The following is a 13,996-nucleotide window of genomic DNA, read 5'->3' as shown; positions in this document are numbered from 1 at the left end:
CATAACCTTAGAGGGTAAGAGACATGAAAAAGATGATTCTGACTGGCCTCACCGCCGCCGTGCTGAGCGCCAATGCGATGGCTTCGGAAGTGACTGAAGGGGATGTAACGCAATTCAACGCCAACACCCCGGCGTTGGCGAGCGAGGTGAACGGCAACTTTGCGGCGCTTGTTTCTGCGATCAATGACAATAATGAGCGTATTAGCGCGCTGGAGGATGCAGCTGGCACCGGCGGTTCCCTGGAAGACAAGATTGCGGGCTCCACTTACAAGGTAATGTTTGTGGGCAATATTATCGGTACCCATCATGACGCCTTGAGCCCCCATAGTTCTGGCTATCTTGAGGGCTTTGGCGGTACCAGCGTGATTACGTTCAACGAGGATGGCAGCCTGTCTGAGCAATGGCAGGAAGCGGGTCGGGAAATCGGTCTGGACAAAGATGATTGCGAAGAAACCCAGCCTGATACGTTTGTCTGTGAGCACCGTGTAGATGACTTTGTTGATGGCCCCGAGACATTCACTAACCAGGGTAGTTGGTCGTTGGATGGCAACGTGCTCGCCGTGACGTTCCCGGAAGAAGAAGACAGTGAGGATTTCCTGGTTTCCATGAATGGAGAGCTGATTATTCTGACGAGTTCTTCTATTGAGCAGGAGAGCGACGAGTACGGCACCAATAGTGATTACGAGCATTCAATCGCTATCGGGGTGCGTTTGCCCGTGGTGGAATAATCCGCATTGAAACTGAACGAGGAAGGGGGCATTTGCCCCCTTTTTTGTGTCCTGGAAGTAGCCGTAGAGCGTCTCGTTTTGTGTAGAGGGGGCGTTTTCGGGTTAGTAACGCGTCTCCGCCATTCCCGAAAACTGTTTAGCCAGATAAGTGGCGTAGTTGTCTGTCATGCCCGCCAGAAAATCCAGTGCGCGCATGATGCATTGATAGATCCTTTCCTGCTCCGGTAATTGTTCCAGATTATCGGGGAAGCTGTGACGGCCAATCAAATCGATGATGCGTTCATGGCGATAGTTTCTGGCACTGTTACGAGCGTGGGATACGGCGGCTTCGATCAGCCCGTCGAGCAGGGCGCCCATGACTTCGAAGGCTCCAATTTCCAGTTCGATCTTGCGGGGATGCTCGAACACTTTTGAGCGGGCCAGTTGTTTGGCGTTCTCCACTACATCTCGCACCGCCGGTTCGCAATGGCTGATCAGATCCCCCTCCATGCGGCCGAGTAACAGACGTTCATGGTTGGCGACAAACGCTTCGACCCCTGCTTCAATAAATCGCTCGATGATCTTGCCGCGCAATAGCGCCGCCTTGCGGCCATCGCGCAGGTCGGAATGAATCAGTTCGCTGACCTCACGGGTATCGGGGAGAGCAGGCTGCAGCAAGGCGTAGACTTCATCCCAGTGCAGCAGGTCCATTTCCAGACCATCTTCCAGATCAATGATGGCGTAGCAGAAATCATCTGCCGCCTCCATCAGGTAAGCCAGCGGATGGCGGCAGTAGCGTCCAGGGGAAAGTTCACGCAGGCCGGTTGCCGTTGCCACTTCCTGGAAAGCGGATGCTTCTGAGACGAAGGCGCTGTATTTGCCGGGTTTGTTACTCTCCGAGGCATCGGCAGACAGCCAGGGGTACTTGAGGAAAGTGGCGAGCGTGGCGTAGGTGAGACGCATGCCGTCGTCATACTGGTGATATTCGCTTTTGGTGAGGATGCGAAACCCCTGGGCATTACCCTCGAAAAACGTCAGGTCGCTTTGCTGGCGTGTCGGTAGCAGGTCCAGAAAGTGCTGACCCCGTTCCTGGAACCAGGCGCGAATGGCGCGCTCGCCAGTATGCCCAAACGGCGGGTTGCCAATGTCGTGGGCCAGACACGCAGACTGGACGATGTCGCCGAAGTCGGTGGCACTGATGGTGTCGGGGAGCAAATGCTTGCTATGCAGCCGCTCACCGGCGCGGATACCCAGGGTGCGGCCAACGCACGACACTTCCAGGGAATGGGTCAGGCGGTTGTGGACATGGTCGTTGGTGGCCAGCGGGTGCACCTGGGTCTTGCGGGCCAGCCGGCGGAAGGCCCCGGAAAATATGATCTTGTCATGGTCACGCAGGAAGGCGGTACGGCCGCTTTCGTCCTTGGCGCTTCGTCCGCCCAGGCGGGCCTTGTTCAACAGTACGTGCCAATCCATATTGTAAAAGTCTCGGTTATCCCTTGAGAAACGCGTGGCAAAGTCCCACGGTAATCACTCACGGCATGTTGCCACGGGCGGTGCTGTGATGAACAGAATATACGGCAAGGGAGATCTTCATGAGTCTGGATAAACCGTTACTGATGCTGGTCACCAGCGCATCCCAGATGGGGCAGGGGCAGCAAACAGGGCTGTGGCTGGAGGAGTTCGCCGTCCCTTATCTGCTGTTCCGGGAACAACAGGTGCCGCTGGTGGTGGCCAGCCCTCGCGGAGGCAAGATCCCGGTGGACCCGAACTCGGTTCCCGATGATGACCAGAAGACGCAATGGAGCGAGGCGATCGATCAGCTGCAGGATACCCGTGCGCTGGAAGATGTCTGGGAAGACGGTTTTAGCGGTGTCTTTGTCCCGGGTGGCCATGGCGCCATGTTCGATATGCCGGATAATCCGTTGGTGGCCGCGGTGATGGAGCGTACCTGGGCGGATGGCGGCCTGCTGGGCGCGGTGTGTCATGGCCCGGCGGCGCTGGTGGGGTTGCGTAATGAAGATGGCTCCCCGCTGGTACAGAACCGTACCGTTGCCTGCTTCACCAACGAGGAAGAGCGTGAGGTCGGGCTGGATGAAGTGATGCCGTTCCTGTTGGCCACCCGACTGGAAGAGTTGGGGGCAACACTGGATCTGGCTGACAAGTTTGTTGCGCACGCGATCACGGATGGCAAGCTGGTAACCGGCCAGAATCCACAGTCCAGTGAGGCGGTGGCCCGGGCGGTCATTAACGCGCTTTCAGAGTAACCGCCGGTATCCGGCAAAACAGGGAAACGGAGAAACGATGGGGATCTACGATTATTCTGCTACCACCTTGAGTGGCGATGAGAAAAACCTGGCTGATTTCCAGGGCAAGGTCATGCTGATTGTGAATACCGCCAGCAAATGCGGTTTCACGCCGCAGTTTGAAGGGCTGGAAGGCCTTTATGACGACCTCAAGGACAAGGGGCTGGAGATCCTCGGGTTTCCCTGTAACCAGTTTGGCAAGCAGGAGCCGGGCGCGGCGGATGAAATCGGGGCTTTCTGTCAGAAAAACTACGGCGTCAGTTTCACCATGTTCGACAAGATCGATGTGAATGGTGACAACGCCCACCCGTTGTACACCTACCTGAAACAGGAAGCGCCAGGGGTGCTGGGCAGCAAGGGCATCAAGTGGAATTTCACCAAGTTCCTGGTGAACAAGGAGGGCAAGGTGATCAAGCGCTATGCCCCCACCGACAAGCCGGAAGCGATCCGCAAGGACATCGAGAAGCTGCTGTAGGCATCAGCGTCTTGCGTCGCGCTCCTCTCTCGCAACGGCAGGGGAGCGTGCCTGCTTCTTCAGTTTCTTGTCCTGGTCGTAATGCCACTTGATGGCGAAGAACATGCCGACGCCGAATACGACCAGCTTGAACACGAGCAGAATGATCGGGACCCAGTTCATGGTGTGTGCTCTCTCAAGGCAGTGGAGACGCAGAACAGAGCCGGGCACCTTGCCCGATCAATGTTCACCGTTCCCGCTGATTCTAGGTCAAGCCCTCAGCCTGCCATATTGGACATAGTGTCCTTGCCCCCGCTACGGGCTCGCCTTGCGACGCTCCAGTCCCTCAAAGATCAACATCCCGCTCAGCATTGCGGCGACAAAGATCATGGCTTTGGCGCTGCCGGTGCCTGACGCGACCAGCGCCGGCCCCGGGCAGAACCCGGCCAGCCCCCAGCCAATACCAAATCCCAGGGCGCCAAGAACCAGTCGTTTGTCCAGTGTGCGGCGGGTGGGTAGCTGAAATGCCCGCACGAAGAATGGGGCGCTGCGCTGACGGGCCAGGTACACGCCCATGGCTGATACCGGTATGGCGGCGCCCATGACCAGTGCCAGAGACGGGTCCCAGTGACCGGCAAGATCCAGGAAGGCCAGCACCTTGGCGGGGTTGGCCATGCCGGCGAGAAGCAGGCCGACCCCGAAGGCAAGCCCGGCGATAAACGCTGCAAAATGATGGCCCCGCATTACAGGCCTCCCCACAGGTGACGAATCACATAGACGGTCACGAAGCCGCTGGCCATGAAGGCGACGGTGGCGGCCATCGATCGTGGTGACAGCCGCGACAGGCCACACACCCCGTGACCGCTGGTGCAGCCGGCGCCGTAGCGGGTGCTGATACCGACCACCAGCCCGGCGATGACCAACACGGGCCAGTCTGCGTCGATCACCAGCGCGGGCAGTGGTGCAAACAGCTTCCAGACCAGCGGGGCGGTCAACAGGCCAGCAATGAAGGCCAGCCGCCAGCCGTGGTCACCGGCGGGCCGTTGCAGCAGTCCGCCGACAATACCGCTGATGCCTGCGATGCGGCCATTGGCATGTAATAGCCAGGCAGCGGAGAGCCCGATCAGGGCGCCACCACCCAGGGCGCTCCAGGGGGTAAAGGCCTGCCAGTCAATGGTCATGGCGTTGTCTCCGTTTCCGCACAGAACTGTTGGTACAGGGTGTGCAAAATGGCCAGTGCGCGGGTATCGGCGACCCGGTAAAACATCTGCTTGCCTTCACGGCGGGGGGCAATCAATCCTTCCCGTCGTAATACTCCCAGTTGTTGGGATAGCGAGGGCTGGTAAAGCGCCGTCAGCGTTTCCAGTTCACTGACACTGCGTTCCTCGCCATCGGCCAGTTGGCAGAGCAGCATCAATCTGTCGGGGTGAGACAGGGCCTTGAGCATCTGGCTGGCGGCGCAGGCGTTGGTGCGCAGCAGGGCGGGATCGGGTTGCATGACAGTCCTTTCGGTACTAAACATAATACATTATCAAATAATATATATTATTTGGTGTGTCGGAGACAAGGCACTGGGGACGAAGCGGTTCATGTCGCGGCAGGCTCGAATGGCAGTACGCCGTAGTACATGGCAAAGAAATGGCAGACGCTGCCGCCGACGACAAACAGGTGCCAGATAGCATGGTTGAAGGGGATGATGCGGTCCGCCAGGTAGAAGACCACGCCTACCGTATAAGTGATACCGCCCGCCAGAACCAGCCAGAAGCCAGTGTCGTTGAGCTTGGTGGTCAGATCGTTGGAGGCAAACAGGATCAGCCAGCCCATGGCCAGGTAAATGCCGACGCGCAGCATCTTGAAGCGGTGGCCGTACAGGGCCTTGAGTCCAATGCCGGTGAGCGCCAGCGCCCAGATCACTGCAAACAGAATCCAGCCCGTCTGGCCGCGCAGGTTCACCAGCAGGAAGGGGGTGTAGGTGCCGGCAATCAGCCCGTAAATGGCGCAGTGGTCGAGCATCTTGAAGGCCGCGCGCAGTTTTGGGCTGCGCAGGCTGTGGTACAGGGTGCTGGCGCTGTAGAGCAAAATCAGGCTGGCGCCAAAAATGCTGAACCCGACGATTTTCCAGGGATCGCCCATCATGCTGGCGGCGACGATCAAGACCACGGTACCGGCGATGCTCAGCGCCACCCCAATGCCGTGGGTCAGTCCATTCAACCATTCTTCAAGGATCGAGTAGGGCGGTTCCGGGGTCGGGGTGGCAGCCATTGAGGCCCTCTGGCGGTGATCGGTGAAACGTTTCAGGAAAAGAGTCTGCATGATGCCGAGAGGCAAAACCCCCTGTAAAGCGCCATTTCGGACAGCCTTTCGTAAAGTCATCGTAAAACCCTTTTCATGCCAGGTTGAAAAGAGGGGTTGCTGACATCAAGGCTTGGGTACGGGCCAGCCTGGCCCAACCAGATTCTGATCAAGCAGATGGAGGACAGGATGATCGAGCACAACAAGCAAGTGGCAGAAGAGTTGAGCAAGCTGTTGGCCGAGAGCTACACCTTGTACCTGAAGACCCACAAGTATCACTGGAATGTGACCGGCCCCATGTTCCATAGCCTGCATTTGCTGTTCGAAGAGCAGTACGTGGAGCTGGCCGAAGCCGTGGACACCATCGCTGAACGCATTCGCGCCCTGGGCTGGAAGGCGCCGGGCAGCTATGGCGAATTTGCGAAGCTGTCCACCGTGAACGATGCCGATGGAGACCCGGCAGCCAGTGACATGATCAAGGAGCTGGCGGCGGATCATCGCACTGTGGCAGAACGGGCCAACAGGGTGTTGAAGCTGGCAGCAGAGCATGAAGATGAGGGCTCGGGTGCAGTCGCCAGTGACCGTATCGAGATCCACGAGAAGGCTGCGTGGATGCTATCTGCCCATTTGGGCTGATAGTCAGATCTGATTGCCGGGATAGTGGTAATCAAATGGTTTTCTGAATAGCCGGTGGCTATCATGTAGTCATTGCCTATCGAGGCAACCCAATGACGCGTGATGCGCTCACCGTCCGGCCCAAGGCCGCTACTGGATGTGGTGGTACAGGGCCAACCCTCTTCCCCCCTTGGCCGGCATCTGCCGGCCTTCTTTTTTCTGGTACGCCACCCAGCCTGCCCAGGTGTCTGCGCGTCCCGAGTCACTCGAGTCAACAAAGACATCACATTCATCACGGGCCACAATGGTTAGCCTGAGTTGAAGTTTGTTCACGGATGACCAACAAGCTGTGTGATAATGGTACTCACAAGTACCAAACAAGGATTCGGGAGAGCAACATGCAACGTGTCTGGGCATTGCTGGGTCTGACCCTGGCGCTGTGGGGATGTGCGGATGAGCCGGAAACAGTGGCTACACAGCCCCAGCCGGTGAAACTCTTTACGGTGGACAGTACCGCAGAAGGGCAATTGCGCCATTACCCGGGCAAGGTTGTGGCCACCGAAGGCTCTGAGCTGGCGTTTCGGGTGTCCGGGCAGCTGGTGAAGTTTCCGGTCCGCGCCGGTGAAGAGGTCAAGAAAGGGCAGTTGCTGGCGGCGCTGGATCCGGCGGACTTCCGTAACCAGCTGGCCGACCGTCAGGCCCAGTATGATCTGGCCAACAGTCAGTACCAGCGCAGCATCAGCCTGCATGAGCGTGGGGTGATTTCCGAGGCCCAGTTCGATGAAATCCAGGCCAAGCGACGTCAGGCGGAAGCGGCACTGAGTCTGGCCCGGGACAACGTGAACTATACCCGGCTGAGAGCGCCCTATGCCGGCACGGTTGCCCGCACCCACGTGGAAAATTACCAGTTTGTGCAGGCCAAGGAGCCGATCCTGTACCTGCAAGGCAACAAGAACATCGATATCGAATTTGCGGTGTCGGAGCGGTTCTTTACCAACCTTAAAAAGGATGGAGATGATTACCAGCCGGACCTGCGCTTTGAGGGCGCACCGGACAAGGTGTTCAAGGCCAGCTACAAGGAACATGAGGCCAGCGCCGACGATCGCACCCAGACTTACATCATCACCCTGACCATGCCCAACCCGGACGGCATCATGGTGCTGCCAGGCATGAGTGTGGATGTGGCGATCGACCTCAGCCAGATCATGCGTGAGTCCACCACCTGGCCCCAGGTGCCGGTGGAGGCGGTGTTCAACAAGGACGGTGAAGACGGCGCCTTTGTCTGGTTGTTTGATGCGGACGCCGGAACGGTTTCTGCCGTTGGCGTGACGCTGGGACAGGTCGTGGGTGACGGTGTCGAAATCACTGACGGTCTGGCCGCCGGTGACCGTATTGTCAGCGCCGGGGTGCACCATCTCAAGGATGGACAGGCGGTCCGTGAACTGGTGAAAGAGCGGGGCCTGTAAGTGATGAACATCGCCGAGTACAGCATCCGCCACAAGGTGGTCAGCTGGCTGTTCACCCTGATTCTGTTGGTCGGCGGGGCCATCAGTTTCACCCGCCTGGGGCAGCTGGAAGACCCGGAGTTCACGCTCAAGATTGCCATGGTGATCACCCAGTATGCGGGGGCTTCGCCTCGCCAGGTCGAAGAGGAGGTGACGCTGCCGGTGGAGCGTGCCATCCAGAGCTTGCCCTACGTGAAGAACGTCACCTCCATTTCCAGCAATGGCCTGTCCCAGGTGCAGGTGGAAATGAAACCGCGCTATCGGGCCAGTCAGCTCAAGCAGATCTGGGATGAGTTGCGTCACAAGATGACCGACCTGCAGGGCCAGCTACCCCCGGGCGCAGGCACCATTCAGGTAATAGATGATTTTGGCGATGTGTACGGCATTCTGCTGGCCATTACCGGCGAAGGGTACCGCTATCAAGACATGCAGGATTACGCGGACTACCTGACCCGCGAGTTGGTGCTGGTGGAAGGGGTCGGCAAGGTGGTGGTTGGCGGTCAGCGTGAAGAGCAGGTGCTGGTGGAAATCTCCCGGACCCGACTGGCTTCACTGGGCATCAGCCCTGACCGTATTTTCGGCCTGCTGCAGACCCAGAATACGGTGAATCCGGCGGGCAAGGTGCGGGTGGGTGACGAATACATCCGCATCTACCCCACTGGTGAATTCCCCACGGTTCAGGCCATGGGGAATTTGCTTATCTCCGACCCGGGGGCCGACGAGCTGGTGTACCTGCGGGATGTGGCCACCATCGAGCGCGGCTATGCGGAAGTGCCGGGACACCTGTATCGCTTTAATGGAGGGCCGTCGCTGACGCTGGGCATTTCGTTCGCTTCAGGGGTCAATGTGGTGGACGTGGGGGCAAGAGTGGACCAGCGTTTGGCGGAACTGGAATACCAGCGCCCAGCCGGCATGGAGCTGGCCACCGTCTATAACCAGCCCAACGAAGTGGACAAGTCGGTCAGCGCCTTCATGCTGAATCTCGGCGAAGCCGTGGCCATCGTGATCGCGGTCTTGCTGGTGTTCATGGGCTTGCGTTCCGGGGTGCTGATGGGAGGTGTGCTGCTGCTGACCATCCTGGGCACGTTCATCGTGATGAAAGTGCTGGCCATTGATCTGCAGCGAATCTCCCTGGGGGCGCTGATTATTGCGCTGGGGATGCTGGTGGATAATGCCATCGTGGTGACCGAAGGAATTCTGGTGGGCATGAAGCGCGGGCTGTCCAAATTGCAGGCCGCCAGCGAGGTGGTCAAGCAGACCGTCTGGCCGCTGCTGGGCGCCACAGTGATTGCCATTATGGCCTTTGCTCCGATTGGGTTGTCTGATGATGCCACCGGCGAGTACACCAACAGCCTGTTCTGGGTGTTGCTGATTTCCCTGCTGTTAAGCTGGATTACCGCGATTACCCTGGTGCCGTTTTTCGCCGAACAGTTCTTCAGTGACAAGGATGTGGGCGGTGCAGATGGAGAAGCCGAGGATCCCTACAAGGGCCGGGTGTTTGTCTTGTACCGGCGCTTGCTGGACCGGGCCATCCATCACCGGGTGCTGACGCTGTCCGGCATGGGGGTGTTGCTGGTGCTGGCGGTGCTGGGCTTCGGTTTCGTCAAGCAGGCGTTCTTTCCGCCGTCCAACACGCCCATGTTCCTGGTGGATTACTGGCTGCCCCAGGGCAGTGATATTCGCGCTACCCGTGAGGCATCCGAGCGTCTGGAGCGTTCGTTACTGGAGATGGACAGTGTCACCCAGGTGACCACCACCATTGGTCAGGGGGCGGCCCGTTTCATGCTGCCTTACGCGCCGGAAAAAAGTTACCCCAGTTACGCCCAGTTGATTGTGGAAGTGAAAGACCGCGACAGCATTGATCCGGCCCTGGCCGCGACCCGTGACTTGATCCGCAGTGAACATCTGCAGGCGTTTGCCAAGGTGAAGCGGCTGATGATCGGGCCCAGCCCGGCGGCCTCTATCGAGGCGCGTTTCAGTGGCCCGGACCCCACGGTGTTGCGCGAGCTGGGCCTGAAAGCGCAGGCCATCATGGCCGACGATGGCGCGCTGGAAAGTATTCGCCACGACTGGCGTCAGCAGGAAAAGGTGATTCGTCCGCAGTTTCTGGAAGCCCAGGCCCGGCGGGCGGGGATCAGCCGTGAGGATCTGGATAATACCCTGGCGCTGAACTTCAGCGGCCGCACGGTGGGCCTGTACCGTGATGGCAGCAAGTTGCTGCCGATTGTGGCGCGGCCGCCGGATGATGAACGGTTAAGCGCCAATAACCTCAACGATGTGCAGGTCTGGTCGCCGGTCTATTCCACCTATATTCCGATTAGTCAGGTGGTGGGTGACTTCGAGACCGAATGGGAAAACGCGTTGATCATGCGTCGCGATCGCAAGCGTACCCTGACGGTACAGGCGGAGCCCGATGTGCTGGGTGAGGAAACCGCAGACCAGGTATTGCGACGGATTCGCCCGGCGATTGCAGCGCTGGAGCTGCCACCGGGGTATTCCCTCACCTGGGGGGGCGAATATGAAGCCTCCAGTGATGCCCAGGCGGCGGTGTTTGGCAGCCTGCCCATGGGCTATCTGTTCATGTTCATCATCACCATGTTGCTGTTTGACTCGCTGCGCCAGCCGCTGGTGATCTGGGCCACGGTGCCGCTGGCGATTATCGGGGTGACCCTGGGCTTGTTGCTGCTTAATGCGCCGTTCGGTTTCATGGCGCTGTTGGGCTTCCTCAGTCTGTCCGGGATGCTGGTCAAGAACGGCATTGTGCTGGTGGAGCAGATCAAGCTCGAAATGGAGAGTCGCGAGCCGTTCGAGGCAGTGGTGCTGGCGTCCATTTCCCGGGTGCGGCCGGTCTGCATGGCGGCAATTACCACCATCCTTGGCATGGTGCCGTTGCTGTTCGACGCCTTCTTCGAGTCCATGGCCGTGGTAATCATGTTTGGTCTGGGCTTTGCCACCGTGCTGACCCTGATCGTGATCCCGGTGCTGTATACCCTCGCCTATGGCATCAAGCCGGGTAAGGATCAGCATGTGTGAGTCGTGACGGCCCCGGGGCAGGGATGCTGATTTCGGGGGCAGCTTGCCTGCCAGCGATGCCGGGTTAACAGGGCCGTATCGCTGGCCGGCAAGCGTGCCGGCTCGGCCTGTCGAAACTTGCGTCTCAAGGGTGCCTCTGTCCCGGCTCTCTGCCACAATGTGCCAGCCTGACGACTACATGACCCCAAGGAGTACCGATGTTGCTGGCCATTGCCGCCGTGATTGGCGGGCTGATTCTGCTGGTGTGGAGTGCCGACAAATTTGTGGAAGGGGCTGCGGGCACGGCGGCCCATGCGGGTATGCCGCCGTTGCTGATCGGCATGCTGATTGTCGGTTTCGGTACCTCGGCGCCGGAGATGGTGGTATCGGCGCTGGCCGCCCTCGAAGGCAATCCTTCCCTGGCACTGGGTAACGCCTACGGTTCCAATATTTCCAATATCGCCCTGATTCTGGGGGTGGTGGCGGTAATCAGCCCCATTGCGGTGAACTCCGCGATCCTCAAGAAAGAGCTGCCGATTCTGGCCGTGATTACCCTGATTGCCGGTTACCAGCTCATCGACGGCAATATCACCCGCACCGATGCCTGGATTCTGATTGCGCTGCTGGCGGTGCTGATGGGGTGGTCGATCTACGCGGCCATGAGCGGCAAGGGGGATGTGCTCGGTGGCGAGGTGGAAACAGATCTGGCCGACCATCCGTTACCTTTGAAAAAAGCGCTGTTCTGGCTGGTGGTAGGGCTGATCCTGCTGGTGGCCAGCTCGCGGCTGCTGGTGTGGGGAGCGGTGTTCATTGCCCAGAGCCTTGGGGTCAGTGATCTGATCATCGGCCTGACCATCGTGGCCATTGGCACCTCGCTGCCGGAGCTGGCGTCCAGTATCGCGGCGGTGAAAAAGAACGAACACGATATCGCCTTCGGCAACGTGCTAGGCTCGAACCTGTTCAATACCCTCGGCGTGGTCGGTATTGCCGGTGCCATTAGCCCGATGGCGGTGGAGCCCGGTGTGCTGCAGCGGGACTGGGGCCTGATGATGGCGCTGACGCTGGCGTTGTTTGTGATGGGCTTTGGCCTGTGGGGCCGCAAGGGGCAAATCACCCGCAGCAACGGGGTCGGTTTGCTGGTGGTGTATGTGGCCTATATGGCCTATCTGGGGACCAGTCTGCTGGTGACCGCTGCATAACAAGGATTCAATCATGGCAGGGACGTCTGACAAGCTGGAACGCCGCGCATTTCTGTTTTCATTGATTGGGGTAAGTCTGGTATTTGCCCTGATGATGCAGCCCTTCTTTGCGCCCATTTTCTGGGCCTGTGCCATCAGCGTGATCTTCTATCCGTTCCAGAAGCGTGTGCTGGCGCGCTGGCCCAATCGGCGCAACCTGGTGGCCTTGTTAACGCTCACCCTGTGCGTGGTGCTGGTGATTATTCCGGTGTTGTTCGTGGCAACGTCTTTTGTCACAGAAGGGGTCGGGTTGTTCCAGAAAGTCCAGAGTGGCGAGGTCAACCTGGCCGACTACGTCGACAAGATCAAGCAGGCGTTTCCCGGGATACAAGCGTTGGCCGAGCGCTTTGATATTGATCTGGAGCGCATCAAACAACAGGCGGTCCAGGCCTTTACCGGCGCCGGACAGTTTCTTGCCAAACGGGCACTGGCCGTGGGGCAGAATACTTTCCAGTTTTTCCTCAACCTGGCCCTGATGTTGTATCTGGCGTTTTTCCTGTTGCGTGATGGCGACGCCATGGTGGCCATGCTGATTCGTGCCCTGCCATTGGGTGATGAACGCGAGAAGCTGCTTTTCGCCAAGTTTGCCGAAGTCACCCGTGCCACCATCAAGGGCAATCTGGTGGTGGCCATTACCCAGGGGGCCCTGGGTGGGTTGATCTTCTGGTGGCTCGGAATTCCGGGTGCGTTTTTGTGGGGGGTAGTGATGGCGGTGCTGTCATTGATCCCTGCGGTAGGTGCTGGCCTTATCTGGTTGCCGGTGGCGGTGTATCTGTATGCCGTGGGTGACGTGATCAGTGCTACCGTGTTGTTGCTTTACGGTATCTTCGTGATCGGTCTGGTCGATAATATCTTGCGTCCGATCCTGGTGGGGCGGGATACCAAGTTGCCGGATTACGTGGTGCTGTTTTCCACCCTGGGCGGGCTGGCCATGTTCGGGATTACCGGGTTCGCTCTTGGTCCCCTTCTGGCTGCGTTGTTTGTGGCGTTCTGGGGTATCTTTATTCGTGAATTCAATGAGGGCGAACCTGCTGCTGCGTTGTTGGAACAGCAGTCAGACCGCTCCGGGAGTGAATGACCGTGATTTTTCTGCGCATGGTGCTGGCGGCTTCCATCGCCGGTTTGTCTGCCTTCGGCTGTGATGAAGACGAGGATATCTTTGGCGACAGCACCCGCCTGTATTTCCACAACCAGCTAACCCAGAGCTCTGGCGGCAGTAGTGATGATGTGGTGGTGGATTTTTATGTGGACGACATGAATACCCCCCTCAGCGAGGATCGTGGCTATACCGAATCGGGTAATGTCAGCAGCAACCAGATCGAGCTGGATGACGACAACGAAAACCTCCAGTTTGATGTTCGTGGCCGTAGTTCAGGGACAACACTGATCAATGGGCCGATCAACCAGACGCTGGTAGCCGGTGACCGCTATACGGTGGTCATGATGGGGGACACGACACTCGACAATCGCCAATTAAGAAGTTTTCGTTACCAGGATGTAGATGTGGCCAGTGGCCAGATTCGGGTGCGTTTTATCAATACCCTTTCCCGCTTGTCCGGTGATGACCTCAGTGTGACCTTGCCCGGCGGCACCCAGCAGCTTGCATCAGATCTGGAGTATGGCAGCGCCAGCAGTTACACCACTCTCTCTGCGGGTGGCACCCTGCAAGTGGACGTCAACAACCAGACCCAGGGTATCCTGATTGACCAGGTCAGCTGTAATGTCAGCAGTGGCCGAAGCTACGATGCCATCATCGCCTATACGCGTTTTGACAGTGACGATGATCAGATTTCGATTTACTGCCAGCCCTATAGCTGAATCAGGTTAGCTGGAACTTTCTTCGTATTTCTGTTTCCTACCTGCGACAATA

At 58.6% G+C, this 13,996-nt stretch carries 15 protein-coding genes; 9 read left to right on the top strand and 6 right to left on the bottom strand.

The window, feature by feature from the left end:
* Positions 1-23 precede the first annotated feature (23 nt).
* Complete coding sequence (locus tag Q672_RS26570; protein WP_022985522.1) at positions 24-728, top strand: hypothetical protein; 705 nt, start codon at positions 24-26, stop codon at positions 726-728.
* 102 nt (positions 729-830) lie between these two features.
* Here Q672_RS26570 and Q672_RS26565 read toward each other — a convergent pair whose 3' ends face one another.
* Positions 831-2,180: a deoxyguanosinetriphosphate triphosphohydrolase gene (locus tag Q672_RS26565; RefSeq protein ID WP_022985521.1), complete on the bottom strand. Its 1,350-nt coding sequence runs from the start codon at positions 2,178-2,180 to the stop codon at positions 831-833.
* A 119-nt stretch (positions 2,181-2,299) separates the two neighbouring features.
* On the opposite strand from Q672_RS26565, the gene Q672_RS26560 reads away from it, so the two are divergent.
* Positions 2,300-2,971 carry a type 1 glutamine amidotransferase domain-containing protein gene (locus Q672_RS26560; RefSeq protein WP_022985520.1) on the top strand — a complete coding sequence of 224 codons (672 nt, stop codon included), beginning with the start codon at positions 2,300-2,302 and terminating at the stop codon, positions 2,969-2,971.
* Between the two features lie 37 nt (positions 2,972-3,008).
* Positions 3,009-3,485, top strand: a complete 477-nt coding sequence (locus Q672_RS26555; protein ID WP_022985519.1) for a glutathione peroxidase — start codon at positions 3,009-3,011, stop codon at positions 3,483-3,485.
* 3 nt (positions 3,486-3,488) lie between these two features.
* On the opposite strand, the gene Q672_RS34275 is transcribed toward Q672_RS26555, so the two are convergent.
* The 5 genes from Q672_RS34275 to trhA form a co-directional block, all read right to left on the bottom strand.
* On the bottom strand, positions 3,489-3,647 hold the full coding sequence (locus Q672_RS34275; protein WP_022985518.1) for a hypothetical protein: 159 nt from the start codon (positions 3,645-3,647) through the stop codon (positions 3,489-3,491).
* A 132-nt stretch (positions 3,648-3,779) separates the two neighbouring features.
* The gene (locus tag Q672_RS26550) at positions 3,780-4,208 is read right to left on the bottom strand and encodes a DUF6691 family protein (RefSeq protein ID WP_022985517.1); all 429 of its coding nucleotides are present in this window, start codon (positions 4,206-4,208) and stop codon (positions 3,780-3,782) included.
* Positions 4,208-4,645, bottom strand: coding sequence for a YeeE/YedE family protein (locus tag Q672_RS26545; RefSeq protein ID WP_022985516.1), 438 nt, complete (start codon positions 4,643-4,645; stop codon positions 4,208-4,210). Before Q672_RS26545 ends, Q672_RS26550 begins: the two co-directional genes overlap by 1 nt.
* Positions 4,642-4,962 carry an ArsR/SmtB family transcription factor gene (locus Q672_RS26540; protein ID WP_022985515.1) on the bottom strand — a complete coding sequence of 107 codons (321 nt, stop codon included), beginning with the start codon at positions 4,960-4,962 and terminating at the stop codon, positions 4,642-4,644. The genes Q672_RS26545 and Q672_RS26540 overlap by 4 nt, the downstream gene beginning before the upstream one ends.
* A gap of 89 nt (positions 4,963-5,051) precedes the next feature.
* Complete coding sequence (trhA, locus tag Q672_RS26535) at positions 5,052-5,726, bottom strand: PAQR family membrane homeostasis protein TrhA (protein WP_031226497.1); 675 nt, start codon at positions 5,724-5,726, stop codon at positions 5,052-5,054.
* 219 nt (positions 5,727-5,945) lie between these two features.
* Here trhA and Q672_RS26530 point away from each other — a divergent pair, with 219 nt between their 5' ends.
* The 6 genes from Q672_RS26530 to Q672_RS26505 all read left to right on the top strand — a co-directional run bounded on the left by Q672_RS26530 (position 5,946) and on the right by Q672_RS26505 (position 13,944).
* Positions 5,946-6,392, top strand: coding sequence for a Dps family protein (locus Q672_RS26530; protein ID WP_022985513.1), 447 nt, complete (start codon positions 5,946-5,948; stop codon positions 6,390-6,392).
* Between the two features lie 377 nt (positions 6,393-6,769).
* Positions 6,770-7,837, top strand: coding sequence for an efflux RND transporter periplasmic adaptor subunit (locus Q672_RS26525; protein ID WP_022985512.1), 1,068 nt, complete (start codon positions 6,770-6,772; stop codon positions 7,835-7,837).
* 3 nt (positions 7,838-7,840) lie between these two features.
* Positions 7,841-10,909 carry an efflux RND transporter permease subunit gene (locus Q672_RS26520; protein WP_022985511.1) on the top strand — a complete coding sequence of 1,023 codons (3,069 nt, stop codon included), beginning with the start codon at positions 7,841-7,843 and terminating at the stop codon, positions 10,907-10,909.
* Positions 10,910-11,106: 197 nt separating this feature from the next.
* Positions 11,107-12,087: a calcium/sodium antiporter gene (locus Q672_RS26515; protein ID WP_022985510.1), complete on the top strand. Its 981-nt coding sequence runs from the start codon at positions 11,107-11,109 to the stop codon at positions 12,085-12,087.
* Positions 12,088-12,100: 13 nt separating this feature from the next.
* Positions 12,101-13,204 carry an AI-2E family transporter gene (locus tag Q672_RS26510; protein WP_022985509.1) on the top strand — a complete coding sequence of 368 codons (1,104 nt, stop codon included), beginning with the start codon at positions 12,101-12,103 and terminating at the stop codon, positions 13,202-13,204.
* Entirely contained in the window at positions 13,201-13,944 is a 744-nt protein-coding gene (locus Q672_RS26505) for a DUF4397 domain-containing protein (RefSeq protein ID WP_022985508.1), read from the top strand. The genes Q672_RS26510 and Q672_RS26505 overlap by 4 nt, the downstream gene beginning before the upstream one ends.
* The last annotated feature ends 52 nt before the right edge of the window (positions 13,945-13,996 follow it).

The sequence above is a fragment of the Alcanivorax sp. P2S70 genome (assembly GCF_000475295.1).
In the GTDB taxonomy this organism is placed as follows: Bacteria; Pseudomonadota; Gammaproteobacteria; order Pseudomonadales; family Alcanivoracaceae; genus Alcanivorax; species Alcanivorax profundi.
This window is presented reverse-complemented; position numbering and strand designations above follow the sequence as displayed.

What these genes read in the sequence shown, in the direction of transcription:
- Q672_RS26570 (WP_022985522.1), top strand. Translation starts at nt 24, where the DNA reads ATGAAAAAGATGATTCTGACTGGCCTCACCGCCGCCGTGCTGAGCGCC.
- Q672_RS26565 (WP_022985521.1), bottom strand. Translation starts at nt 2,180, where the DNA reads ATGGATTGGCACGTACTGTTGAACAAGGCCCGCCTGGGCGGACGAAGC.
- Q672_RS26560 (WP_022985520.1), top strand. Translation starts at nt 2,300, where the DNA reads ATGAGTCTGGATAAACCGTTACTGATGCTGGTCACCAGCGCATCCCAG.
- Q672_RS26555 (WP_022985519.1), top strand. Translation starts at nt 3,009, where the DNA reads ATGGGGATCTACGATTATTCTGCTACCACCTTGAGTGGCGATGAGAAA.
- Q672_RS34275 (WP_022985518.1), bottom strand. Translation starts at nt 3,647, where the DNA reads ATGAACTGGGTCCCGATCATTCTGCTCGTGTTCAAGCTGGTCGTATTC.
- Q672_RS26550 (WP_022985517.1), bottom strand. Translation starts at nt 4,208, where the DNA reads ATGCGGGGCCATCATTTTGCAGCGTTTATCGCCGGGCTTGCCTTCGGG.
- Q672_RS26545 (WP_022985516.1), bottom strand. Translation starts at nt 4,645, where the DNA reads ATGACCATTGACTGGCAGGCCTTTACCCCCTGGAGCGCCCTGGGTGGT.
- Q672_RS26540 (WP_022985515.1), bottom strand. Translation starts at nt 4,962, where the DNA reads ATGCAACCCGATCCCGCCCTGCTGCGCACCAACGCCTGCGCCGCCAGC.
- trhA (WP_031226497.1), bottom strand. Translation starts at nt 5,726, where the DNA reads ATGGCTGCCACCCCGACCCCGGAACCGCCCTACTCGATCCTTGAAGAA.
- Q672_RS26530 (WP_022985513.1), top strand. Translation starts at nt 5,946, where the DNA reads ATGATCGAGCACAACAAGCAAGTGGCAGAAGAGTTGAGCAAGCTGTTG.
- Q672_RS26525 (WP_022985512.1), top strand. Translation starts at nt 6,770, where the DNA reads ATGCAACGTGTCTGGGCATTGCTGGGTCTGACCCTGGCGCTGTGGGGA.
- Q672_RS26520 (WP_022985511.1), top strand. Translation starts at nt 7,841, where the DNA reads ATGAACATCGCCGAGTACAGCATCCGCCACAAGGTGGTCAGCTGGCTG.
- Q672_RS26515 (WP_022985510.1), top strand. Translation starts at nt 11,107, where the DNA reads ATGTTGCTGGCCATTGCCGCCGTGATTGGCGGGCTGATTCTGCTGGTG.
- Q672_RS26510 (WP_022985509.1), top strand. Translation starts at nt 12,101, where the DNA reads ATGGCAGGGACGTCTGACAAGCTGGAACGCCGCGCATTTCTGTTTTCA.
- Q672_RS26505 (WP_022985508.1), top strand. Translation starts at nt 13,201, where the DNA reads ATGACCGTGATTTTTCTGCGCATGGTGCTGGCGGCTTCCATCGCCGGT.